The sequence below is a fragment of the Mycolicibacter sp. MU0083 genome (assembly GCF_963378075.1).
Taxonomy (GTDB): Bacteria; Actinomycetota; Actinomycetes; order Mycobacteriales; family Mycobacteriaceae; genus Mycobacterium; species Mycobacterium kokjensenii.
In genome coordinates, this window is sequence record NZ_OY726394.1 from 3036611 (window position 1) to 3059112 (window position 22502).

General features: G+C 68.1%; 24 protein-coding genes. 7 read left to right on the plus strand and 17 right to left on the minus strand.

All coding sequences use genetic code 11. The annotated features are described in order from the left end of the window. Positions 1-41: 41 nt before the first annotated feature. Positions 42-278 carry a hypothetical protein gene (locus RCP38_RS14225; protein WP_308473577.1) on the plus strand — a complete coding sequence of 79 codons (237 nt, stop codon included), beginning with the start codon at positions 42-44 and terminating at the stop codon, positions 276-278. A 20-nt stretch (positions 279-298) separates the two neighbouring features. Here the strand turns inward: RCP38_RS14225 and RCP38_RS14230 are convergent, their stop codons facing one another. The 5 genes from RCP38_RS14230 to RCP38_RS19975 all read right to left on the minus strand — a co-directional run bounded on the left by RCP38_RS14230 (position 299) and on the right by RCP38_RS19975 (position 2823). Further along, a complete protein-coding gene (locus RCP38_RS14230; protein ID WP_308473578.1) occupies positions 299-646 on the minus strand; it encodes a hypothetical protein in 348 nt (115 codons plus the stop codon). Beyond that, a complete protein-coding gene (locus tag RCP38_RS14235; protein ID WP_308473579.1) occupies positions 646-1215 on the minus strand; it encodes a type 1 glutamine amidotransferase domain-containing protein in 570 nt (189 codons plus the stop codon). Before RCP38_RS14235 ends, RCP38_RS14230 begins: the two co-directional genes overlap by 1 nt. 124 nt (positions 1216-1339) lie before the next feature. Then, the gene (locus RCP38_RS14240; RefSeq protein ID WP_308473580.1) at positions 1340-2227 is read right to left on the minus strand and encodes a Rieske (2Fe-2S) protein; all 888 of its coding nucleotides are present in this window, start codon (positions 2225-2227) and stop codon (positions 1340-1342) included. A 28-nt stretch (positions 2228-2255) separates the two neighbouring features. Continuing rightward, positions 2256-2372 (minus strand): DUF1360 domain-containing protein, encoded by a 117-nt coding sequence (locus RCP38_RS14245; protein WP_308473581.1) that lies wholly within the window; start codon positions 2370-2372, stop codon positions 2256-2258. A gap of 55 nt (positions 2373-2427) precedes the next feature. Beyond that, positions 2428-2823 (minus strand): hemophore-related protein, encoded by a 396-nt coding sequence (locus tag RCP38_RS19975; RefSeq protein WP_373692522.1) that lies wholly within the window; start codon positions 2821-2823, stop codon positions 2428-2430. A gap of 100 nt (positions 2824-2923) precedes the next feature. On the opposite strand from RCP38_RS19975, the gene RCP38_RS14255 reads away from it, so the two are divergent. Next, a complete protein-coding gene (locus RCP38_RS14255; protein WP_308473583.1) occupies positions 2924-3622 on the plus strand; it encodes a cutinase family protein in 699 nt (232 codons plus the stop codon). Here RCP38_RS14255 and RCP38_RS14260 read toward each other — a convergent pair. Next, positions 3585-4697, minus strand: coding sequence for an enolase C-terminal domain-like protein (locus RCP38_RS14260; RefSeq protein ID WP_308473584.1), 1113 nt, complete (start codon positions 4695-4697; stop codon positions 3585-3587). The genes RCP38_RS14255 and RCP38_RS14260 overlap by 38 nt on opposite strands. Positions 4698-4741: 44 nt before the next feature. Here RCP38_RS14260 and RCP38_RS14265 point away from each other — a divergent pair, with 44 nt between their 5' ends. Continuing rightward, entirely contained in the window at positions 4742-6514 is a 1773-nt protein-coding gene (locus tag RCP38_RS14265) for a glycoside hydrolase family 15 protein (protein ID WP_308473585.1), read from the plus strand. Here RCP38_RS14265 and RCP38_RS14270 read toward each other — a convergent pair. The 4 genes from RCP38_RS14270 to usfY form a co-directional block, all read right to left on the minus strand. Continuing rightward, positions 6504-7682, minus strand: coding sequence for an alcohol dehydrogenase catalytic domain-containing protein (locus RCP38_RS14270; RefSeq protein WP_308473586.1), 1179 nt, complete (start codon positions 7680-7682; stop codon positions 6504-6506). The two genes, RCP38_RS14265 and RCP38_RS14270, sit on opposite strands and share 11 nt — an antisense overlap. A gap of 97 nt (positions 7683-7779) precedes the next feature. Beyond that, positions 7780-8565, minus strand: coding sequence for an RNA polymerase sigma factor SigF (locus RCP38_RS14275; protein WP_308473587.1), 786 nt, complete (start codon positions 8563-8565; stop codon positions 7780-7782). Between the two features lie 2 nt (positions 8566-8567). Beyond that, the gene (locus tag RCP38_RS14280; RefSeq protein WP_308473588.1) at positions 8568-8999 is read right to left on the minus strand and encodes an anti-sigma factor; all 432 of its coding nucleotides are present in this window, start codon (positions 8997-8999) and stop codon (positions 8568-8570) included. A gap of 261 nt (positions 9000-9260) precedes the next feature. Next, positions 9261-9572 carry a protein UsfY gene (gene usfY / locus RCP38_RS14285; RefSeq protein WP_308473589.1) on the minus strand — a complete coding sequence of 104 codons (312 nt, stop codon included), beginning with the start codon at positions 9570-9572 and terminating at the stop codon, positions 9261-9263. A 304-nt stretch (positions 9573-9876) separates the two neighbouring features. Here usfY and mbp1 point away from each other — a divergent pair, with 304 nt between their 5' ends. Both mbp1 and RCP38_RS14295 read left to right on the plus strand, forming a co-directional pair. Beyond that, entirely contained in the window at positions 9877-10113 is a 237-nt protein-coding gene (mbp1, locus tag RCP38_RS14290; protein WP_308473590.1) for a microaggregate-binding protein 1, read from the plus strand. A 129-nt stretch (positions 10114-10242) separates the two neighbouring features. Beyond that, on the plus strand, positions 10243-10917 hold the full coding sequence (locus RCP38_RS14295; RefSeq protein ID WP_308473591.1) for a winged helix-turn-helix domain-containing protein: 675 nt from the start codon (positions 10243-10245) through the stop codon (positions 10915-10917). Between the two features lie 44 nt (positions 10918-10961). On the opposite strand, the gene RCP38_RS14300 is transcribed toward RCP38_RS14295, so the two are convergent. Next, positions 10962-11282 carry a hemophore-related protein gene (locus RCP38_RS14300; protein WP_308473592.1) on the minus strand — a complete coding sequence of 107 codons (321 nt, stop codon included), beginning with the start codon at positions 11280-11282 and terminating at the stop codon, positions 10962-10964. 146 nt (positions 11283-11428) lie between these two features. On the opposite strand from RCP38_RS14300, the gene RCP38_RS14305 reads away from it, so the two are divergent. Then, entirely contained in the window at positions 11429-15913 is a 4485-nt protein-coding gene (locus RCP38_RS14305) for an ATP-dependent helicase (RefSeq protein WP_308473593.1), read from the plus strand. Continuing rightward, a complete protein-coding gene (gene nei2 / locus RCP38_RS14310; protein ID WP_308473594.1) occupies positions 15913-16662 on the plus strand; it encodes an endonuclease VIII Nei2 in 750 nt (249 codons plus the stop codon). The genes RCP38_RS14305 and nei2 overlap by 1 nt, the downstream gene beginning before the upstream one ends. Positions 16663-16703: 41 nt before the next feature. Here nei2 and RCP38_RS14315 read toward each other — a convergent pair whose 3' ends face one another. The 6 genes from RCP38_RS14315 to RCP38_RS14340 all read right to left on the minus strand — a co-directional run bounded on the left by RCP38_RS14315 (position 16704) and on the right by RCP38_RS14340 (position 22468). Then, positions 16704-17183 (minus strand): hypothetical protein, encoded by a 480-nt coding sequence (locus RCP38_RS14315; protein WP_308473595.1) that lies wholly within the window; start codon positions 17181-17183, stop codon positions 16704-16706. A gap of 54 nt (positions 17184-17237) precedes the next feature. Continuing rightward, positions 17238-18134: a pseudouridine synthase gene (locus RCP38_RS14320; RefSeq protein ID WP_308473596.1), complete on the minus strand. Its 897-nt coding sequence runs from the start codon at positions 18132-18134 to the stop codon at positions 17238-17240. Continuing rightward, positions 18131-19378 (minus strand): Na+/H+ antiporter NhaA, encoded by a 1248-nt coding sequence (gene nhaA / locus RCP38_RS14325; RefSeq protein ID WP_308473597.1) that lies wholly within the window; start codon positions 19376-19378, stop codon positions 18131-18133. The genes RCP38_RS14320 and nhaA overlap by 4 nt, the downstream gene beginning before the upstream one ends. Before the next feature lie 68 nt (positions 19379-19446). Further along, a complete protein-coding gene (locus RCP38_RS14330; RefSeq protein ID WP_308473598.1) occupies positions 19447-19596 on the minus strand; it encodes a hypothetical protein in 150 nt (49 codons plus the stop codon). A gap of 148 nt (positions 19597-19744) precedes the next feature. Next, positions 19745-20527: a hypothetical protein gene (locus tag RCP38_RS14335; protein WP_308473599.1), complete on the minus strand. Its 783-nt coding sequence runs from the start codon at positions 20525-20527 to the stop codon at positions 19745-19747. Between the two features lie 654 nt (positions 20528-21181). Next, positions 21182-22468 (minus strand): hypothetical protein, encoded by a 1287-nt coding sequence (locus tag RCP38_RS14340; protein ID WP_308473600.1) that lies wholly within the window; start codon positions 22466-22468, stop codon positions 21182-21184. Positions 22469-22502: the final 34 nt, after the last annotated feature.

The following is a 22502-nucleotide window of genomic DNA, read 5'->3' on the forward strand; positions in this document are numbered from 1 at the left end:
GGATCGGGCGGTACCGGTCGTCGTTCCCGGAAGGGATCAGTGTGGCGCTCGGTCGGCGGTCCGAACCGGGAATGCTGCTACTGGCCGACCTGCGCAGCCTGTATCTGCACGCCGCCGCGGTCTCCGTCGACTGGGTGGTGCTGGCGCAGGGCGCACGTGCCGCCCGAGACAGTGAGTTGCTGGAGTTGGTGGAGCACTGCCACCCCGCAACGCTGCGGCAGCTGAACTGGACCGAAACCATGCTCAAAGAACTTGCCCCGCAAGTGCTGTTGTCGTAGCGCCCCGGCACGCCGGGTGTTCAACGCTGAAAAGCGAGGTACAGCGCCAACAGGTCGAGCGACAACAGCAACCAACCGGCCACCGGAACCAAGAGTCCGCGCCGCCGGCCCGCCGTGAAGAACGAGGCCAGGATGGTCAACGCGGAGATCGCCGGTGCGCCGTAGTACAGCACTCCGAACGCCGTTCCGCTGGGCCCGAGGTCGGGGCACTCGGCGGTGCTGCAAGCCGCGGTGCTCATCACCGCGCCCATCGCAAACACCATGACCAACGCCGCCCCCGCCGCGGTCAACAGAGCGGCAGCCCAATTGACCCAGAGTCGCGCACGACGGTTGTCGGTCTCCATCGCAACCGGCATCGGCTCTGCCATCACAACGTCGCCCGGTGCGCGGCGAGCTCCTCCACCAGCGCATCGCAGAAGGCCGGCAGGTCATCGGGTTTGCGGCTCGACAGCAAGACCGAAGGTCGGCAATCGCAGCGCACCAACTCCTCATCGACCCAATCGCCGCCCGCGTTCACGATGTCGGTGCGCAGGCTCGGCCACGACGTGATCCGCCTGCCGGTAACGACTCCGGCTTCCACCAGTGTCCACGGGCCATGGCAGATGACGGCGACGGGCTTACCCGCGTCGAAGAACTCCCGGGCGAACGACACCGCGCGTTCCTCGGTGCGCAGCTGGTCCGGGTTGGCTACTCCGCCGGGCAGGACCAGCGCGTCGAAGTCGTCCGCCGAGGTGTCGCCCACTTGCCGATCCACATCGAATCGGTCGCCGCGGTCCAGGTGGTTGAAGGCTTGGACCGGGCCGGCCGCCGTCGAGACCAGCGCCGGACGTGCGCCGGCTTCGGTAACTGCACGCCAGGGTTCGGTCAGCTCGACTTGTTCGACGCCCTCCGGCGCCACCAGGAATGCGACTCGTCGTCCTTCCAGCGATCCAGACACGACTTCTCCTTTCCGTGCTGTGGTGGTGCTCCCCGATACCGATCCGCATACCCGGGCGCCTGGCCGAACAAACGACGCGATGTAGCGCAGCCCGCCCTCCGCGGCAGGTCGAAGGCGACACCGGTCATCGCAGATCTAGCCTGCGCACTTCGATGCGGCCGTCGACCTCGCGGCAGCGCATCGCCGGCTGGTTCCCGGTGGCCGGCCCGCGCAGCAGCGTGCCGTCGCACATGTCGAAGCGCGAGCCGTGGCACGCACAGGTCACCACAGTGCCGTCGAGCTCCCCGTTGCTCAACGGGCAGCCGCGATGTCCACACCGGTCGTGGATGGCCCACACCCGGCCGGCGTAGCGAACCAGCAGCACCGGAGTGCCGTCGGCATCGACTGCGTGCAATCGGCCGTCCGTCAGTTCGGTGCTGTCGAGCACCGAAGTCCAGCCATCCGGCCCGGGATCGAACGCGTTCTGGTTGACACCGACACCCCGGGTGTACGCCAAGTGACCACCGAGGTAGCCCCCGAGACCCAGGGTGGCGGTGCCACCGAGGCTCAACAGCACCGCGCGCAGCCGCCGGCCCCGACGGCGGTTCATCAACGATGCGCCGTACATCAACAGGGCACTCGAATTGGCGGCGGCGTGCACCAGCCCGACCCGTCGGGATGGTTCATCGGACAGTTCGGTGTCCGCCCAGTCACTGATCCCGGTGATTGCGGTCGGTGCGTACGCGGCGATGCCGACCGCTGTCAGGCGGTTTGCCATATCCGCGCCGGCCCTCGGCGCGAGCAGATCCAACAGCGACGCCGAGACGAACGCGCCGATGACGAGATCGGTCAGCGGCGGGTGAGCCGGGTGTCCCAGGCTGGTTCCGCTGATGAGGTCTTTGAACTTGCCCTGCCCGGTCAGCCGGCGCACCCGCGCGGCGAGAATCTGGGCCGGCCGATCCAGGATGTCCGAGTGCTCCAGGGCTTCGGTCAGGCGACCGGCCAGGGCCGTGGCCGTCGATTGCTTCGGCATCGGGGCGTCTCCGATCATCGTTGCTGGGTCATCTGTTGGGTTTTCGCGTAGGCCAAGTGGCCACCCACATGTCCGGACAGAACGGGCAGTTCAACAGTTCCCCCACGCTGTGACGCAACACCCTGGACCGCCGGGGCTCTGCCATCTCCGCTGGGGCCGCCGGAAGTGAGCAAACGGTGCGGGCAGGGGGTGGTCACCGCTCAGTACTTGTCGCAGGTCTTGGCGATGGGCCCGACCAGGGTGACGAACTGAGCCGCCTCCGGTACACCCTGAGCCTGCTCGAGCAGCTGCTCGCGCTGCGGCGGTGGCGAGGCGAGGAAGTTCTGCAGGAATGACTGCGCCATGGGTGTCGCATTGAATTGTGCTGCGGTCTCCGGTGATTGCGCGCTCATAGCCGCCACCACCTGGGCATAGCTGCACGTCGTGTTCACCGCTGGATTCTGCGACCATTGGCTTGGTTTGCCCGGTTGGCCCGGTTGGCTCGGCGGAGGAGTCGGGCCGGGCTGGTCCGGAACGGCGTTCGCCGGCCCGGCACCAGCCGCCAAGGCCAGTGCCATGCCACTGCCGGCGGCAAGCCTGGCCAAAGAAGTTGTGATCATTGGTTTCTCCCCTTCAGCTTGCGTACCGTCGGTGACGGTACCGACGTAGGCTTGCCGTTTTCGGCCGAGCTAAACCACGGTTTGTCCCCGGATCGCAATGGGTATCGGACGAAGTGCTGTGATTACTCGGATTCTCACCGCCGTAGTCTTGGGTGGCTGCATTCTGCTGTGCTCGCCGGCCGCCGGCGACGCCGTCGCCATCGGATGCCCCGACGTCGAGGTGGTCTTCGCCCGGGGCACCGGAGAACCGCCCGGCGTCGGCTGGATGGGTCAGCAGTTCATCGATGCCCTCCGGTGGCGCACCTGGGGCCGTACCGTGGCCGTTTATCCGGTCGACTTTCCCGCGGTACCCGAGTTCGGCCCCTCGGCCGCAGGGGTCGCCGACGCCGCCACCCACATCCGCGACATGGCCGCCGACTGCGCGGGCACCCGGCTTGTCCTCGCCGGATACTCACGCGGTGCTGCCCTCATCGGCTATGTCACCGAGCCGACGACCGCCACCCGGTTCGGAGCGCCCCTGGCGCCTGAAGTCGCCGGACACGTCGCCGCCGTGGCATTGCTGGGCCGACCGTCGGCAGCGTTCTTGGACTCCATCGGGGCGCCGCCGGCGGAGATCGGGTCGAGCTACGCCGCCAAGACCATCGACCTGTGTGCTCTCGGCGACCCGGTCTGCTCCGCCGGCGCCGACGGTGCCGCGCACGGGGCGTACGCGGCCAACGGTATGACAGCGCAAGCGGCGGACTTCGTCGTTGAGCGCCTTACGCCACCCGAAAGCATTCCAGATCAGCCGATTTGACCGTCAGGCCGTGGCCGGTCGCGCTGCGGTCGGGACGCAACACACCACCGGGCTGCGGCAACAGAACACCATCGAAAGCCATCCGCTCGATCCGGACATGATCGTGGAAGTACTCCAGGTGGCGAAGATGCCACAGCGCGGCACCGACGTGCGCACTGATCTGCGGCGCGCAATGCAACGACAGATCCAGGCCGCGGGCATCGCAGAGCGCACCCACCTTGAGCACTCCGGTGATACCCAGGCACCGGGTGACGTCGGCCTGCGGACAGTCGACGGCGCCGGCGTCGAGCATCCGCTGGAAATAGGGCACGTCGTAGCCGTACTCGCCGGCAGCGACTTCCATCCCGGCCGGGCTGCGGTCCCGTAACAGACGCAAGCCCTCGAGATCGTCGGAGCTGACCGGTTCTTCGAACCAGGTCACCCCCTGGTGGGTGAACCGCTGCGCCCAGCCCAGTGCCTGCTTGCGCCGGTAAGCGCCGTTGGCGTCGACGAACAACTCGGCGTCGGCGCCGATGGCGCAGCGTGCCGCCGCCACCCGGGCGCCGTCGACGGCGGGATCGCGACCGACTTTCATCTTGACGCGGCCGATGCCCTCTTCGACCCATCCGGCGAGCTGGCCACACAACGCTTCGTCGTCATAGGAGGTGAAGCCCCCGCTGCCATAGATCGGGACGACGTCGTGCACCGCTCCCAACGCGATGACCAGCGGCTCGTCCAGCAGGCGTGCCCGCAGGTCCCACAGCGCGACGTCGACGGCGGCGATCGCCTCGGCGACTACTCCGGGCCGGCCCAGATTGCGTACCGCACAAACCATGTCGGCCCAGCGGGCCGGCGGCGCCAAGGCGTCGCCACCGACGACCAGCGGCGACAGTTCGTCACGTACCACCGTGGCGGCCGCCGTACCGGCGTAGGTGTAGCCGGTGCCCACCTGTCCCGCTGCGCCCGCGCTCACCAACACCATCGTGGTGGAATCCCAGCTTGCGGTGCCATCGGATTCCGGCGCGTCGGTGGGAAACGAGTAGGTGGCGACGTCCACCGAGTCCACGGGCACGGACGCCTCGCCGGGCAGGTTCATGAATCGGTGACTACCCGCCCCCGGCACGGGGTATGCACCCCGGCATGGACGAGGGACCAGCACTGCTGGAGCGATTCGGTCCGCAGGTGCTGCGCCAGTATGCGCTGATCGCCGACGGTGAACGCGGGGTCGTGGTCGGACCGCACGGCGACTTCTGCTGGATGTGCCTACCACGCTGGGACAGTCCGGCAGTCTTCAGTTCGCTGCTAGGCGGCGCGGGGGTCTATGCCGTCACCCCGGAACTGCGCTACGTGTGGGGCGGCCGATACGAGGAGCGATCGCTGATCTGGCGCTCCCGCTGGGTCACCACCGACGGGATCGTCGAGTGCCGAGAAGGGCTGGCCTTCCCCGGCGACACCCACACCGCGGTGGTGCTGCGCCGTATCCGGGCGATCGACCGGCCCATGCGGATGCGCGTCGTGCTCGACGTCCGCGCCGACTTCGGCGAGACCGCCATGTCGGGATTGTCCTGCGAAGGCGGGAGTTGGACCGGCCGATCGGGGCCGCACCGATTCCGGTGGACCGGCGCCGCCGATGCCCGTCGCGCCGTCGACGGTTCGTTGTGCACGGTGATCGACGTCGTCCCGGGACGTGACCACGATCTGGTGCTGGAGTTGTCCGACCGCGATCTGCCTGGCCGGCCCACCGACGCGGCACGAGCCTGGTCCGGCACCGAAAGCGCCTGGCGGCACGCGGTGCCGGAGTTCACCGGCACCTTGGCCGATACCGATGCACAACTGTCCTACGCGGTACTACGCGGCCTGACCAGCTCCGGTGGCGGGATGGTCGCGGCAGCGACGATGTCACTACCGGAGCGGGCCAAAGCGGGCCGCAACTACGACTACCGCTACTGCTGGATTCGCGACCAGTGCTATGCGGGGCAGGCGGTCGCCGCCGCCGGACCCCATCCGCTGCTCGATGACGCCGTCCGGTTCGTCACCGAGCGGGTGCTCACCGACGGCCCCGATCTGCGGCCGGCATACTGCGTCGATGCCACCCGACCACCCTCGGAGCGCGATCTGCCGCTGCCCGGCTATCCCGGCGCCCGGGCCAAGGCGGGCAACTGGGTCGGTGAACAGTTCCAGTTGGACACCTTCGGTGAGGCACTACTGCTACTGGCCGCTGCCGGTCAATGGGATCGGTTGGACAGCACGCATTGGGGTGCGGTGCACACCCTGGTGGATGCGATCGAAAAGCGTTGCACCAAACCGGACGCCGGCATCTGGGAACTCGACAACCGACGCTGGGCACATTCCCGGCTGATGTGTGCGGCGGGACTGCGCCGAATCGCCGGTGTGGCCCCGCCGGCCCAGGGTGCACGCTGGCAGCATCTGGCCGACAAGCTGGTCAGCGACACCGGTTCGGACTGCCTACACCGCGACGGGCGGTGGCAACGTGCACCCGACGACCCGGGAGTCGATGCGGCGCTGCTGCTGCCCGGACTTCGCGGAGCCGTCCCGGCCGACGACGCCCGCACCCGTACCACGCTGACCGCGGTGCGTCGTGATCTGACCCAAGACGGCTTCGTCTACCGCTACCGGGTCGACCAGCGCGGCCTCGGCGTCGCCGAGGGCGCATTCCTGTTGTGCAGCTTCGTGTTGGCACTCGCAGACCACCAGCAGGGCGAAGCGCTTCGGGCGCTGCAATGGTTCGAACGCGGTCGCACCGCATGCGGCCCGCCCGGGTTGCTCACCGAGGAATACGACGTAGGTCAGCGGCAACTGCGCGGCAACCTGCCACAGGCCTTCGCGCACGCACTGCTATTCGAGGCCGCGCACCTACTGACCCGGCCCGGCACCGATGGGACTATGGCTTGAGCGAGATCTTCACCGCGCCATCACGTTTCTGCTGAAACATCTGGTAGGCCTCCGGCGCCTGTTCCAACGGCAGCTCGTGGGTAGCGAACGTATCGACCCCCAGCGGGTCGTCATCGGTCAGCAGCGGCATCAGCCGATCGACGCGTGGCTTGACGTTGGCCTGCCCCATCCGCAGCGTGATCTGCTTGTCGAACAGGGTGAACATCGGCAGCGGGTCCAGTTTGCCGCCGTAGACACCGATAATCGACACCGTGCCCCCGCGACGCACGATATCGATCGCGGCGTACAACGCGGCGAGCCGGTCGATTCCGGCGTTGCTGATCAAGGGTCCGGCCACGGCGTCCGGAAGTAGCGAGCTGACTTGCTGTACCGCCCAGGCCCCGCCGGAACCATGTGCCTCCATGCCGACTGCGTCGATCACCGCATCCGTTCCGCGGCCGTCGGTTCGATCGCGAATCACCTCACCGAAATCGGATTCCTCACTTGAGTCGATGGTCTCGATCCCCCGCCTGGCCAACCGGCCCAGCCGCTCTGGCACCAGATCGACGCCGATCACGCGGGCACCCTGATGGGCGGCGATCCGGGCCGCCATGTCACCGATCGGCCCGAGCCCCAGCACGGTCACCGACCCACCGTCTGGAATTGCAGCGTAGTCAACCGCCTGCATTGCGGTCGGCAGCACATCGGACAGATACACGAACCGCGAATCAGGCGGCCCCTCCGGCACTTTGATGTGGGTGTAGTGAGCCTGGGGCACACGCAGATACTGTGCCTGCGCGCCCGGAACCTGACCGTAGAGCTTGGAATAGCCGAACAGTGCAGCGCCGGTGTCCTGCGCGCGCACCCGGGTGGTGTCGCACTGGGTCGGCAGGCCTTGGCGACACAGGCTGCAGTGCCCGCAGGCGATCTGGAACGGAATCACCACCCGATCGCCGGGTCTGAGGTTGCTCAGTTCTCGACCGACCTCGACCACGACGCCGATCGGCTCATGGCCCAAGATGTCGCCGGGGTCCATGAACGCGCCGAGCACCTCGTAGAGATGCAGATCAGAGCCGCAGATGTTGGTGGTCGTCACTTCGATGACCGCGTCGGTCGGCTTTTCGATCACCGGGTCCGGGACGGTATCGACCCGAACCGTGCGCTTGCCCTGCCATGTGACTGCCCGCATCCGGGTCGCCTCCGTCGTGTCGTGAGATCACCGCCCGGCTACCCGCCGACATCCCGATGCAAACGTGTTTCGCCGGTCCGCGCCTCAAGATTCCGGTCTACTGCAGCTGGTCGCGTAGCTTCGCCAGTGACTTCGCCAACAGTCGCGATACGTGCATCTGTGAGATGCCGACCCGTTCGGCGATCTGGGTCTGGGTCATCGATTCGAAGAACCGCAACACCAGCACGGTGCGTTCCCGCTCTGGGAGGGCCTCCAGCAGGGGCCGCAACGCCTCTCGGTCCTCGATGCGGTCCATCCGGGCATCGACATCGCCGAGGGTATCGGCGATCGACCGAGCGTCGTCCTCGGCGGAGTTGCCACCTCCGTCGATCGACAGGGTGTTATAGGAGCTGCCCGCCACCAATCCTTCGACCACCTCGTCGCGACTCAACTCCAGTTCCGCCGCCAGCTCCGACGCACTGGGGGCCCGCCCCAGCCGTTGCGACAGTTCCGCGGTGGCCACTCCCAAGCGGAGGTGCAGCTCCTTGAGCCGGCGGGGCACCTTGACCGACCAACTGTTATCGCGGAAGTGGCGGCGGACCTCGCCCATGATGGTCGGGACCGCGAACGAGACGAAGTCCGAGCCGGTCTCGACGTCGAACCGGGTGACCGCATTCACCAGGCCCACCCGCGCTACCTGGACCAGATCGTCCCGCGACTCGCCGCGGCCCTCGAACCGGCGCGCGATGTGGTCGGCCAGCGGCAGGCACCGTTCCACGATCCGGTCTTTGCGGTCACGGAACGCCGCGCTGCCGGGCTCGTATTGGGCGAGTTCACGAAACAAGTCGCCGACATCGGCGTACTCGGATCCGGACCGCGAGCCGCCGGCGGTACGCGAAGCCACCTCTAGGCGTCCGCCCGCCGACTGATCAGGGTGGCCCCGAACACCGGAACCGCGCCATCGGAGTCGTTGCCCTGGTGGAACGTCTGTACGTCATCGACCAGCGCGGTGAGCACATGCCAACTGAAACTGCCCGGAGTCAGCACCTCGGCCCCGGACCCGGGCGCCGACGCCCGGACCGACACGTCGTCATCGCGCGGATCGACGACGACGGTGAGCATCGCGCCGGGCGCGGCGCTGCGGATCAGCTGGGTACAGAGTTCGTCGATCGCCAACCGCAGATCGGCAACCGTGTCGACATCGAGGTCCTCGTAGGTGGCGATCGCGCCGACCAACATCCGCACCACCGCCAGACTTTCCAATCTGGGGGCGACCCGTAACTCGACGGCCCGTTCGCTACAGGCCTGCTGAGCTCGGTCACTGTGAATGTCGGTCATGAAGCCTCCCGGCGAAATCGGACCGAGACTACTGCTGCCTGTCAATCGACTGCCCACCACCCTCGCCTGGTCACCTTCGCACATTCCGCCGTCAACCGACGCCGTCACCATCGCACGCCGACCACCCGAACGCCAGCGCCCGCACGAAGACCAGTCATGACAATTTCTGTACCCGGTCGTCGAGCATCTCAACCCTCGAGTTCGCTCCGGTAGACACAAAGCGGCCCGACCGCAACACGGCCGGGCCGCTCCGCCCCTGGCTCAACTCATGGAAGAGTTCCGCTGCGCCTCGCGATGCGCCAGGTGCCACTCGTTGTTGACCCGGCAGATCCGTAGATGCTCGAACCGCAGCCACACCGCACCCAAGATCGTGGCGACCACCGCAACGGCTGCGACCTCCATACCCTGGCGCTGGTTGCCGGTGCCGAACGCGGCGAGGCAGGCGATGCCCGCCACCATCCCCACCACAAGCAGGGAGTAACCCGGCCATCCCAGAACGTCGATCATCGCGCGGCCCGCGTGCGGTCGGGTGGTCCGCACGTGATCGACGGGGTCGTGAAAGGTGTCTCCCATTGCCTGTCCTCCTTGTGAACAGCGATCGTCTGAGCCGTTCCGGACAGTCCAGCGATATGACACGAAGCCTGTCCGCGACCGGAAACTATCGTATGCCGATAGTTCCGATTATCCGCCTGTTCCGCAGGATGTTCACAGGGATGTAACAGGCGATCTCGGGGATGCCTCATGCCGCCGACGGAGCGCGCAGATCGACACCCTGCCACGGTGATTCACGTTTGAACGTATGCGCCTCCGGGAAGCCTGGTGGTCGTGGCGGCTCGCAGACCGCGCGGGCCGGCCACCGTCACGAAGGGAGGACTCGATGTCTGACGACAACAGCGCCACCGAAGACGGCGTGCGGGGCGCCGTGGAGGGCGTCAAGGGCAAGGCGAAGGAAGTGCTCGGAGCCGTGACCGGAAACGACGAAATGGTTCGCGAAGGCCGGGCACAGCAAGACAAAGGCGAAGCCCAGCGAGATGCCGCCAAGCACCAGGCCGAAGCCGACGCGGCTCGGGCCGGAGCGAAGGCGGCCGAAGCGCGCGAGCAATCCCACCAATAGCCTGGCGGGAGCAGGCCCGATCCGCCCCGGCGGGTCGGGCCTCTCGTCACTGCGGACAGGGTTACCCCCGCGCCACTTTGGGTACCAAAATCCCTGACGCGTAACGAATCCAGGAGTTGGAGACCGGAGATGAAGATCCTGCTACTGACCGACCGTGACGGGTTCGCCGGGTCGATGTCGTCGCTGGTCGCCTTCGGCAACTCCCTGACCCGCGGCCCCCTGTCCATTGCGTCGTCCACCGATTGTCAAGGTCCACAATGTGTTCTGGTCGACGGCACCACGGATCGGTCGGCCGCTCGCGAGAGCTGCCGCCGAGTCGGTGCCTGGGCACCCGCCGCGGCTCTACTGGCGGTGGTGACCGCCGACGACTTCGCGGCGGTAGGACTCGATTGGCACGTCGACGACGTGCTGATCGCGACCGCAGGCCCGGCGGAGGCGAACGCGCGGCTGCGGATGGCGCTACGGCGGCGAAACCAGTTCACCCACCATGCCGTGCAGTTCGGTGATCTGGTCATCCAGACCGACAGCTACACCGCATCACTGTCCGGCCGGGATCTGGATCTGACGCTCACCGAGTTCAGGCTCCTCAATCACCTGGTGCGGCACCCGGGACAAGCATTCACCCGAACCCGGTTGTTGCGCGATATCTGGGGTGGAACGGGCAGCCGTCGCAAAGTCGACGTCCACGTGCAGCGGTTGCGCGCCAAGCTCGGCCCCGACCACGAATCGATCGTCGACACCGTTCGCGGCGTGGGCTACATGACTCCGGCCGCACCGGACGCACAGTGGGCTCTGGCCAACTGAGACCGATCCCGACATCGACACCGTCTGAGCGGCCCGAAGTGCGGTCAGTAGTCCCCGCAGATGCTTGCCAGCGGACCGAACAACGCGGTGTAGGGCCCGGCATCGGGGGTCCCCTGCACCTGGTCGATCATCTGTCGACGCTGCGCCGGCGGCGCCGCGATGTAATTCTGCAACCACGCCTGTGCGGCGGGAGTGGCGTCGAATTGCGCCGCGACACCCGGCGATTGTGCCCGCATGGCCGCTACGACCTGGTCATAACTGCAGTTCGTGTCGACAGCAGGGTCCGCCGACGCCGCCGCCTGTCCGGCGACCAACACCAATGCGGCGCACACCCCTACTGCGCACCGCCTCACCACATCCGACATATCGACCTCTCCGTCCTGCGCTCGTCACCGGGCAACGGCCTCCGAGCGCACGTGCTGTTCGGGGATACCCGGCCTCGACCGCGCCAAACCGTCCCGGCCCGTCGCCTCGGCGCACACCGGCGCCCGGAAATTGGCACGATGGCTAGGTGAGCCCGAACCAGCAAGCGTCCCCGGATTCGCTGGCGCGCTTCTCGGCGCTGGCCCGGGACTGGTTCACCGGAACGTTCACCGCCCCCACCCCGGCCCAGGCGCAGGCCTGGGCGGCGATCGCCGACGGGCACAACACCCTGGTCGTCGCGCCCACCGGTTCCGGCAAGACGCTGGCGGCCTTCCTGTGGGCGCTCGACCGCCTGGCCGCCGACCCCGGCAGCGGAACCCGAGTGCTCTACATCTCGCCGCTGAAGGCGCTGGCCGTCGACGTCGAACGCAACCTGCGGACGCCGTTGGCCGGGATGTCGCGGCTGGCCGCCCATCGCGGCCTGCCGGCCCCCGACATCACCGTCGGTGTGCGGTCGGGTGACACCTCCCCGGCACGGCGACGCGAACTGGTCGCCAGACCTCCCGACATTCTGATCACCACCCCGGAGTCGCTGTTTCTCATGCTGACCTCGGCGGCCGCCGAAACGTTGACCGGCATCCGCACGGTGATCGTCGACGAGGTGCACGCGGTGGCCGCCACCAAGCGCGGCGCTCACCTGGCGTTGTCGTTGGAGCGCCTCGACGCGATGCTGTCCCGGCCCGCCCAGCGCATCGGACTCAGTGCCACCGTGCGTCCCGCCGAAGAGGTCGCGCGGTTCCTATCCGGGCAGTCCCCGACCACCGTGGTGGCTCCCCCGGCGGCCAAGACCTTCGAACTGACGGTGCAGGTGCCGGTTCCCGACATGGCCAGCCCCGCCGAGGGCTCAGTGTGGCCGGAGGTCGAGGAACGCGTCGTCGATCTCATCGAGGCGCACCGGTCGTCGATCGTGTTCGCCAATTCGCGGCGGCTCGCCGAACGCCTGACCGCGCGGCTCAACGAGATCCACGCCGAACGCGGCACCGACACCGCGGATCCCGCGGTACCGCTGGCCCGTGCACACCACGGGTCGGTGTCGCTGCAGACCCGCGCCGACGTCGAGGAGGACCTCAAAAGCGGGCGGCTTCGGGCGGTGGTCGCGACGTCGAGCCTGGAGCTCGGCATCGACATGGGCGCCGTCGATCTGGTCATCCAGATCGAAGCACCGCCGTCGGTGGCCAGTGGGCTCCAGCGCATCGGCCGGGCCGGCCATCAGGTCGGCGAGGTATCGGCGGGGGTCTTGATACCCAAACACCGCACGGACCTGATCGGGTGCGCCGTCGCGGTCCAGCAGATGCTGGCCGGCCAGATCGAATCCCTGACGGTGCCGGCCAACCCACTGGACATCCTGGCCCAGCAGACGGTGGCCGCTGCCGCGCTGGCACCGCTGGACGCCGAGGAGTGGTTCGACACCGTGCGCCGCAGTGCCCCGTTCGCCACCTTGTCGCGGGAGGTGTTCGAGGCGACCCTGGATCTGCTGTCGGGAAAATATCCGTCGACCGAGTTCGCCGAGCTACGCCCCCGGCTGGTCTACGACCGAGACCGTGGCACCCTGACCGGACGCCCGGGGGCACAGCGACTGGCGATCACCTCCGGTGGGGCCATCCCCGACCGCGGGCTGTTCACGGTGTATCTGGCGGGCGTCGAGAAGCCCTCTCGGGTCGGCGAACTCGACGAGGAGATGGTCTACGAATCACGGCCCGGTGACGTAATCTCGCTGGGCGCCAGCAGTTGGCGCATCACCGAGATCACCCATGACCGGGTGCTGGTGGTACCGGCTCCCGGGCAGCCCGGGCGCCTCCCGTTCTGGCACGGCGACGGGGTCGGGCGTCCCGCCGAACTCGGCGCTGCGCTGGGCGCGTTCACCGGAGAACTGGCCGCACTGGACCGCGAATCGTTCGAGAAGCGCTGCACCGGATTGGGTTTCGACGACTACGCGGTGGAGAACCTGCACCGGCTGCTCGACGATCAGCGCACCGCGACCGGGGCTGTCCCCACCGACACCACACTGGTGGTCGAGCGGTTCCGCGACGAACTCGGCGACTGGCGGGTGGTACTGCATTCCCCCTATGGGCTGCGGGTCAACGGGCCACTGGCGCTGGCGGTGGGCCGGCGGCTACGCGAGCGTTACGGCATCGACGAGAAGCCGACGGCATCCGACGACGGGATCGTGGTCCGGCTGCCCGATAGCGACCTGGAGTCCGACGCCGCCGGGGCGCTGGGGGCGCCGCCGGCTTTCGGGGAATTGTTCGTGTTCGACGCCGACGAGATCGCCGCGGTGGTCACCGACGAAGTCGGCGGGTCGGCCCTGTTCGCCTCCCGGTTCCGGGAGTGCGCGGCGCGGGCCCTGCTGTTGCCGCGCCGGCATCCCGGCCGGCGCACACCGCTGTGGCAGCAACGCCAGCGGGCCGCCCAGTTGCTCGACGTGGCACGGAAGTACCCGGCCTTCCCGATCGTGCTGGAAACGGTGCGCGAATGCCTGCAGGACGTCTACGACGTGCCCGCCCTGACGGCGTTGATGGCCCGCATCGCGCAGCGCCGGGTACGGCTGGTCGAAGTCGAGACGGCCACGCCGTCACCGTTCGCGGCGTCGTTGCTGTTCGGTTATGTGGGGGCGTTCATCTACGAGGGCGACACCCCGCTGGCCGAGCGCCGCGCCGCGGCGCTGTCGCTGGATCCCACCCTGCTGGCGCAACTGTTGGGCCGGGTCGAACTGCGCGAGCTGCTCGATGTCGAGGTGATCGCCACGGTCACCGCGCAACTGCAACACCTGACCGCCGAGCGGGCCGCCCGCGACGCCGAAGGGGTCGCGGATCTGCTGCGGTTGCTCGGGCCGCTGACCGCCGAGGAGATCACCGCCCGCGCCGACGCGTCGGAGGACGCCGTCGGCGGATGGCTGGAACACCTGCGGGCCGCCCGGCGGGTGCTGTCGGTGGCATTCGCCGGACGGCACTGGTGGGTGGCGATCGAGGACATCGGGCGGCTGCGCGACGGGCTCGGGGTGGCGGTCCCGCCCGGCATTCCCGCGGGCTTCACCGAGCCGGTCACCGATCCGCTCGGTGAGCTGTTGGGGCGGTTCGCCCGAGCGCGGGGGCCGTTCACCACCGGTCAGGCCGCCGACCGGTTCGGTCTGGGCGTGCGGGTGGCCGCGGACACGCTGGGCCGGCTGGCGGCCGACGGGCGGGTGGTGCGAGGTGAGTTCACCGATTTCCCGGACTCTCCCGGCGAACAGTGGTGCGACACCGAGGTGCTGCGCATCCTGCGTCGCCGGTCGCTGGCCGCGCTGCGCTCCGCGATCGAGCCGGTGTCGACGGCCGCCTACGGACGATTCCTGCCGGCCTGGCAGCAGGTCGGTTCGCCCGGTGTGGCTGCGGCATCCGGCGTCGACGGACTGGCCGAGGTGATCGCACAGCTCGCGGGCGTGCCGTTGCCGGCGTCGGCGGTCGAGCCGTTGATCTTCGGGCAGCGAGTCGCCGACTACGCGCCGGCCATGCTCGATGAGTTGCTGGCCTCCGGGGAGGTGTTGTGGTCGGGGGCGGGGGCGCCCGCCGGCAGCGCCCCGGCCGCCGACGGATGGATCAGCTTTCACCTGGCCGATTCGGCGACGCTGACGTTGGCGCCGGGGGCCACGGTCGAGTTCGGCCCCGCCCACCGGGCGATCCTGGACGCCCTGGCCGGTGGGGGCGCGTATTTCTTCCGCCAGCTGGGCGGCGATGTGGGCGAAGCGGAGCTCAAAGCCGCACTGTGGGAGTTGATCTGGGCGGGCTGGGTTACCGGTGACACGTTCGCACCGGTGCGCGCGGTGTTGGCGGGGACGCGGCGTTCCCGGCCCGCGCACCGCAGCACCCGCCCCCCTCGGCTGAGTCGTTTTCATGTCGCACAGGCCACCGCCCGGGCCGCGGACCCCACGGTGGCCGGGCGTTGGTCGGCGTTGCCCGCACCGGAGCCGGATGCCACCCTGCGGGCGCACCACACCGCCGAGTTGTTGCTGCACCGTCACGGGGTGCTGACCCGCGGCGCCGTCGCGGCCGAGTCGGTGCCCGGGGCCTTCGCCGGTGTGTACAAGGTGTTGTCGGCGTTCGAGCATGCCGGGCGTTGCCAGCGCGGCTATTTCATCGAGTCGCTCGGCGCGGCACAGTTCGCGATGTCCGCTACGGTGGACCGGCTTCGGGGTTATCTCGACGGGGTGGATCCCAGCAGCCCCGACTATCGCGCGGTGGCACTGGCCGCCGCCGACCCGGCGAATCCGTATGGGGCGGCGCTGAACTGGCCGGCACATCCCGGTCAGGCGCGACCGGGACGCAAGGCCGGCGCGTTGGTGGTGCTGGTCGACGGCGAACTGGTGTGGTTCGTCGAGCGCGGCGGGCGGTCACTGCTGAGCTTCACCGATTCCGCCGCGGCGCAGCATGCCGCGGCCGCTGCGTTGACCGGGCTGATCTCCGACCGGCGAATCGACGGGTTCTTGATCGAACGGATCGACGGGGTGGCGGTGCTGCAGTCCGGTGACTCGCCGACGGTGGCGGCCCTGTCCGACGCCGGGTTCTCGCGCACGCCACGCGGATTGCGGATGCGCTGATGCCCGAGGGCGACACCGTCTTTCATACCGCGGCCGTGCTGTCGGATGCCTTGATGGGAAAGACCCTGACCCGCTGCGACATCCGGGTTCCGCGTTACGCCGAGGTCGATCTGTCCGGCCGGCGGGTCGACGAGGTGATCAGCCGCGGCAAGCATCTGTTCATCCGGGTCGGATCGGCCAGCATCCACTCGCATCTGAAGATGGAGGGCAGCTGGCGGATCGGCCGTCGTCCCGTCGATCACCGGACGCGGATCATCTTGGAGGCCGGACCCGTTCGTGCGACCGGGAGCGACTTGGGCACGCTGGAGGTGCTCAAACGCGGTGACGACGCGGCGGTGGTCGCGCACCTGGGTCCGGACCTGCTGGGCGATGATTGGGACCCGGGTGTCGCGGCGGCCAACCTGCTCACCGATCCGGGCCGTCCGCTGGCCGCTGCTCTGCTGGACCAGTCCGTAGTGGCCGGTATCGGCAACGTCTACTGCAACGAACTGTGTTTCGTGGTGGGGAGATTGCCGCAGACTCCGGTGGGTGATCTGCCCGATCCAGAACGACTGGTGGCACGGGCACGCGAGATGCTGTGGGCGAATCGCCTGCGTTGGAACCGCTGCACCACCGGCGACACCCGTCCCGGTCGACGGCTGTGGGTGTACGGCCGTGCGGGATCACCCTGCCGTCGCTGCGGCAGCCCGGTCGTCTCGGACCGCAACGCGGAGCGAATCCGGTTCTGGTGTCCGGTCTGTCAGCGCTGATCCCGGGTTGACGCCGCGGTGCCGTCGCGGTCACCGACCGATCACGGCCATCCGCCGCAGCCCACGCCCGGCAGGCAGCCGCCGCCACCGCCCGGACCACCCCAGCCGGTCGGACCACCGGGAATCGACCCGCCGCCCCCACCGGGGCCACCGCCGCCGGTCGGACCACCGGGAATCGACCCGCCGCCACCGCCCGGACCGCCGCCACCGGTCGGGCCACCGGGGATCTCGCCCCCGCCACCGCCCGGGCCGCCGCCGCCGGTCGGGCCGCCGGGAATCGAGCCTTCGCCGCCGCCGGGACCGCCGCCGCCGGTCGGGCCCCCCGGCTCACCCGGGTTCTCGGGTGCGGGTCCACCGGGCACCGGTTCAGGAGCAACGTCGGTGGTGGTCATGGTCGTCGTCGTATTGGTCGTGGTCGTTGTGGTCGGCGCTTCCTCGTCGGCGGTGCTGCTGCATCCGGCCGCCACCAGCGCCATGGCACTGCCCAGCACCGCGATCGTCATCCTGCTGTGCGTGTTCATCGGGTTCAGACTCCCCTCTGCTGTGGTCGTGCAGTCCTGTACCCGGCCCAGCCGCTACCCAAACCGGGGCAGCGGTCCCGGTGGATGGTCGAGCGCACGATCGCTGACGAAACACCGTGGCTGCCCGGTGATCGGGTCGTCGAACTCCAGGCGCTGCGCCAACAGTTGCAGCGGCCGGGAGAAGTCGTCCGCGGCGACGTCGACGACCCGGGGGTAGAGCGGGTCGCCGTCGATGGGCAGACCGATCGAGGCCAGGTGCACCCGCAGCTGGTGGGTGCGTCCGGTGCTCGGTGTGAGCCGGTAGAGCCCACCGCCGAGCGCCTCGATCAACGTCTCGGCGTTGGGCTCGCCGGGCACTTCCCGAGCCTGCAGGCAGCCGCGCTCCTTGACGATCCTGTTGCGTATCCGTCGCGGAAACGTCCCGTCGGGTTCGGCCGAAGACCGTGCCAGGTAGTGCTTGCGCACGGCGCCGCGCGCGAACAGGGTCTGGTAGCGCCCGCGGAGCTCGCGGCGGGTGGTGAACAGCAGGACGCCCGCGGTGAGGCGGTCGAGTCGGTGCGCCGGGCTGAGTTCGGGCAGGTCCAGTTCTCGCCGCAGCCGCACCAGCGCGGTCTGTGCCACGTGCCGGCCGCGCGGCATGGTCGCCAGGAAGTGCGGTTTGTCCACCACGACCAGGTCCGCATCGCGGTGCAGCACCGGGATGTCGAAGGGCACCGGCACCTCGTCGGGCAGCTCCCGGTACAGGAAGACGTGGGTTCCGGCCGGCAGCACCGTGGCGTCGTCGACTGCGGACCCATCGGCGGTCACCACCTCGCCGGCCGCCACCTTCGCGGCGACTGCCTCACCGAAGCGGGCACGCAGCTCCGCGGCCACCGGGCCGCCGTGCAGGCGCAGTCGGGCCGGCCCCAGGCCGTCGCGCACCGGCAACGGGGCCGGGCGGCGGCGCGTCATGCCGGTGGTCCGGCGGCGCTGCGGGCATAGCTGCGGTCGCGGGCCTTCAGCAGCACCGATGCCAGCAGCGCGGAGGTCAACGTACCGGCCAGCACACCCAACTTGACGTGTTCCTGGCGGGCGAGATCGGCGTACGCCAGATGCCCGATCAGCAGGGCGACGGTGAATCCGATCCCGCCGAGCAGGGCCACGGCCACCACGTCGATCCACTTCAGCGATGCATCGAGTTCGGCGCGGGTCACGGCCGCGGTCAAGGCCGCTGCGCCGGTGATGCCGATGGCTTTGCCGGCTACCAACCCCAGCCCGATACCGATCGCGACCGGGTCACGGAGTGTGGCGAACAGGCCGTCGAGGCCCCCGATGGTCATCCCGGCGGCGAAGAACGCGAACACCGGGACGGCCACGCCGGCGGACAACGGATGAATGCGGCGCTCGACGGTCTGGGCGTCCAGTCGCCGCGGCGTCGTCACCGGTTTGCCGGCGACGTGGACGGGGACGACGAGGCCGAGCAGGACACCGGCGATGGTGGCGTGCACACCGGATTGGTGGACCAGATACCAGGTCGCGGCCGCCAGCGGCAGCAGGACCGCGACGTTGCCGAGACGGCGACTCGCCACCGCGAACAGCACCAGCGGGACAACGGCCAGCGCGAGCATGGCGATGTCGAGATCGTCGGAGTAGAACACCGCGATCACGGTGACCGCCAAGAGATCGTCGACCACCGCCAGGGTCAGCAGGAAGGTGCGCAACGCCGACGGCAGATGCGAGGCGATCACCGCCAAGACGGCGAGGGCGAACGCGATGTCGGTGGCGGTGGGGATGGCCCAGCCGCGCAGTGCCCCACCGCCGGTGTGGGCGTTGACTGCGACGAATATCACGGCGGGCATGACCATTCCACCGACCGCGGCGACGACCGGCAGTGCCGCCCGACGCGGATCGCGGAGGTCGCCGGCGCGTACCTCGTGTTTGAGTTCGAGGCCGACCACGAAAAAGAAGATGGCCAGCAAGCCGTCGGCCGACCACTGTGCCAGCGACAGGTTCAGGTGCCAGCTTTGCGGACCCACGGTGGCCGACCCGAGTCGGTAGTAGCCTTCCGCCCAGGGCGAATTGGCCCATCCGATCGCGACGGCCGCTGCGACGAGCAGCAGCGCACCACCGACGGTCTCGTTGCGGAGCACATCGGTGAGCCGGCGCGATTCAGTCGGTGTTTCACGGCCGAAAAGCGGCGTGCGGCCAGAAGTCAAGGGAGAACCTTTGATTCGAGTGAGCCGGGGCAGCGATCTTTGGCCCCGAAGATGAACGACGCAGCGGTTCAGCGGCGCGCCGGCGGGCAGCCGGCGAGTTTCCCGTGCGCGTTGTTGCCCCATGAGGTGGTGTAACCGTTGGTGCCCCGCGGCCGGAGGTCCTTGTCGGCCGGCAACGGCGCTGCCCGCAGTTCAGTGCGGAACGTCTGAGCGGGCATAGCGCCTACGGTACCGGGGAAGCCCGGCATACCGCCAGGTCACCGGTGCATGCCGGGCCACGGCTCCCAGATGCACCGAACACACATCGGCCACAACCGTCGGGGGTTGTGGCCGATGTGGTTTATGGAAGCGGGGTCGTTACCCCGCTCAGCTGATACCGAGCATCTCCCAGATCCCCAGGTCGCCCAGGAAGTCGGTCAGCAGGGTGCCGTCGCCTACCGTGTCGGTGGAGCCGACCGGCAACAGGCCGGTCAGCAGCGCGCCCAGCGTCTCTTCGCCGAGGGTGCCGGTGCCGTCCGGGTCGCTGAGCGAGCCGCCGACGACCATCGAGCTGATGTAGTCGTCCCAACCGCCGGCGAGCTGCTCCGGGGTGATGCCGAGCAGGCTGGCGATGGTGGCGTCCTGCATGTCACTGGCCTCGAGCAGGTCGTTGATCGAGGTGTTCGGTCCGATCCCCAGCATCTCGTTGAGCAAGTCGGCCAGCGAGGTGTCCGCGGTCAGCGGGATACCGAGGAAGCTCAGGTTGAGCAGGCCGGCATAGTCTTCGAGCCCGAAGTAGCCCAGCAGGGTGCCCAGTTCGGTGCCGGCACCGGCGCCGCCGATGAACTGACCGATCAGATTGTCGATCGGGATGTCACCGAGCGAGATGAGTGCTCCGTCCGGTCCACCGGGCAGTTGAACCTCGTCGAGCAGGCTGCCGAAGTCGGCGGAGAGCAGCCCGATCGTCAGTTTGTCCAGCGAGACGTTGTCCGGGTTGAGCAGCGTCAGCAGGTCGGCCAGGCTTGAGCCGGTGCCGATGCCCTCTCCGAATACGCCCAGGACGTCACCCATGGTGCCGAAGCCGAGCACGTTGAACAGGCTCTGCAGGCTCTCGGTGAAGGTCGGGAACGCACTTTCACCGTCGGCAGTCAGCACGTAGTCGTGCTGCACCGAGGCACTGTAGCTGGGCGCAATACCCGGCGTGACGATTGCGCCACCGAATAGCGTTGCACCGGCGAAAGCGGTGCCGGCCGCCAATGCACCGGCCTTGGCGACAAATCCGCGCGGCCCCGTTGGCGCGGCAACAATGGACAAACTAGACATGAACCAGTCCCCCTTCTGGGATCGAACATTACGACGACGCGATAAAGCATCGTGGTTAACTTAAGATACGCTCAGCCATGTGTCAATCATTTCGATGATCCTTTTTTTAGAAAATATTTGATGCGCATACAGGAAGTCGACAGGCCGACATTCGATCCCACATCAGTGCTGCTAGAAGCCTTTTTGCCGACGAGCTTCACCCAACCCGCCCCATCCGCATCATGAAACTCAACCCTTTCCCGACATCTCGGCCCCATTGACTACCTGATCAGATCCTGAGCATTATAGGTTTCACTAACTTGCAGAATTAACAGGCAAATCGTATGAAATGCCACTCGTAAAATACTTCAACTATTTTTCGGCACCCGGCGTCGGGTACCGATTTTCACTTCGGAAACGCCTATAGAACAGCACAATGTGCGCTTATCGCACATTTGGTATGCCGAATGTAAAACACCCCGGCCCGAATAACAGGCCGGGGTGCGATGAGAAATTCGCGGGTCAGGGCATCAAGAATCCGAGCGCCACCAGCAAGTCGGTGACATCTGCGTCACCGCCTTCGAGGTCGAATCCGCTGCCGCCGCCCGGCAGGAAGCCCAGCAGCATGTCACCGAGCGTCTCCGAGCCCAGGCTTTCCGTCCCGGGATGGAAGAAGATTCCGCCGAAGAGCATGCTGCTCAGGTAAGCGCTCCAGGTCATGTTCGGGTCATCTATGCCCAGCAGGTCCGCCAGGCTCTGTCCACCCAGGAACGTGTTGGCGGTGGTACCCCACGGCACCGTCTGCAGGTACTCGCCGAGCGTGGTGCCGGAGTTCGCAACGACCGTGGGGTTTACGACCTCGCTGGGAAAGATCCCCCCCGTCATCGAGTGGACCATCTTGGTGACGTCGGTTGTCGCCACCTGCAGCAGCCCACTGAGCCAATCGTTCAACGAACTGTTGATAGTCAGCGCCTGGGGGGTGAAGGTGTTACCGCAAATACCGAGGAGATTGCAGTCGTTTTCCACAACGTTGTAGTTGCTGAGCATGTTCGCGAGCTCTCCCAGCGCGTCCCCGTACGTGTTAAGACCCGACAGCCAGCCGAACAGGTCGGTCAGGCCACCGAAGGACGGGAGTGCCTGGTTGAGGTCGAAGCCCAACTGGTCGACCAGGTCGGCAAGCGAGTGTTCGTCGCCCTGGCCGGCTCCGCCCAACAGCAGGTCCACCAGCTGACCGAGGTCGACGTTGCCCAGTGGCGTCCCGTTGATGCTGGAGTACAGGTTGTCGGGACCGTCATCGTGCCAGACCGTCGTGTAAAACGACGGCGGGGCGTTGAACACGAACGGGTTGTCCACGACCTGGCCGCCGATGCTGAAGGTGCTGCTGCCCAGCAGCGACTCACCATTGGTGCTGTACAGCGGGTCACCCAACGGAATCCCGAACATGCCGAAGATCTGCCCGAGAGTCATCCCGTCGGGATTCAGGGCCTGCAGCAGTTGGCCGACAGTCGACCCGACACTGAAAACCGTGTCGGGATCACCCGGCACCGCCCCTAGCAGGGCAAGCACGTCGTTGACGGTGCCCAGCTGCATCACGTCGAGCAGACTCTGCAGGCTCTCGGTAAACGTCGGGTAGGCCGCCAGCGCCACACCGCCCCCGTCGCCCTGCACCACCGCAGCCGATGCGACGGGCAGTTGCGGCCCCGGAGCCGCGACGCCGAGCACCCCGACTCCGGCGACGACCGTCGCCGCGGCCAGCACGCCACCCTTCGTCAAATGCGCGCGCGAGCGCCCCCCGATCCCACCCGACATGAATCACACCTTCCCCACACCCGGATCCCCCTTG

Coding starts and splice junctions, on each gene's coding strand:
- mbp1 (WP_308473590.1), top strand. CDS start 9,877: ATGTCTGACGACAACAGCGCCACCGAAGACGGCGTGCGGGGCGCCGTG.
- RCP38_RS14320 (WP_308473596.1), bottom strand. CDS start 18,134: ATGACGCGCCGCCGCCCGGCCCCGTTGCCGGTGCGCGACGGCCTGGGG.
- RCP38_RS14245 (WP_308473581.1), bottom strand. CDS start 2,372: ATGGCAGAGCCCCGGCGGTCCAGGGTGTTGCGTCACAGCGTGGGGGAA.
- RCP38_RS14230 (WP_308473578.1), bottom strand. CDS start 646: ATGGCAGAGCCGATGCCGGTTGCGATGGAGACCGACAACCGTCGTGCG.
- RCP38_RS14265 (WP_308473585.1), top strand. CDS start 4,742: ATGGACGAGGGACCAGCACTGCTGGAGCGATTCGGTCCGCAGGTGCTG.
- RCP38_RS14295 (WP_308473591.1), top strand. CDS start 10,243: ATGAAGATCCTGCTACTGACCGACCGTGACGGGTTCGCCGGGTCGATG.
- RCP38_RS14340 (WP_308473600.1), bottom strand. CDS start 22,468: ATGTCGGGTGGGATCGGGGGGCGCTCGCGCGCGCATTTGACGAAGGGT.
- RCP38_RS14315 (WP_308473595.1), bottom strand. CDS start 17,183: ATGAACACGCACAGCAGGATGACGATCGCGGTGCTGGGCAGTGCCATG.
- RCP38_RS14270 (WP_308473586.1), bottom strand. CDS start 7,682: ATGCGGGCAGTCACATGGCAGGGCAAGCGCACGGTTCGGGTCGATACC.
- RCP38_RS14330 (WP_308473598.1), bottom strand. CDS start 19,596: ATGCCCGCTCAGACGTTCCGCACTGAACTGCGGGCAGCGCCGTTGCCG.
- RCP38_RS14280 (WP_308473588.1), bottom strand. CDS start 8,999: ATGACCGACATTCACAGTGACCGAGCTCAGCAGGCCTGTAGCGAACGG.
- nei2 (WP_308473594.1), top strand. CDS start 15,913: ATGCCCGAGGGCGACACCGTCTTTCATACCGCGGCCGTGCTGTCGGAT.
- RCP38_RS14255 (WP_308473583.1), top strand. CDS start 2,924: ATGGGTATCGGACGAAGTGCTGTGATTACTCGGATTCTCACCGCCGTA.
- usfY (WP_308473589.1), bottom strand. CDS start 9,572: ATGGGAGACACCTTTCACGACCCCGTCGATCACGTGCGGACCACCCGA.
- RCP38_RS14300 (WP_308473592.1), bottom strand. CDS start 11,282: ATGTCGGATGTGGTGAGGCGGTGCGCAGTAGGGGTGTGCGCCGCATTG.
- RCP38_RS14240 (WP_308473580.1), bottom strand. CDS start 2,227: ATGCCGAAGCAATCGACGGCCACGGCCCTGGCCGGTCGCCTGACCGAA.
- RCP38_RS14260 (WP_308473584.1), bottom strand. CDS start 4,697: ATGAACCTGCCCGGCGAGGCGTCCGTGCCCGTGGACTCGGTGGACGTC.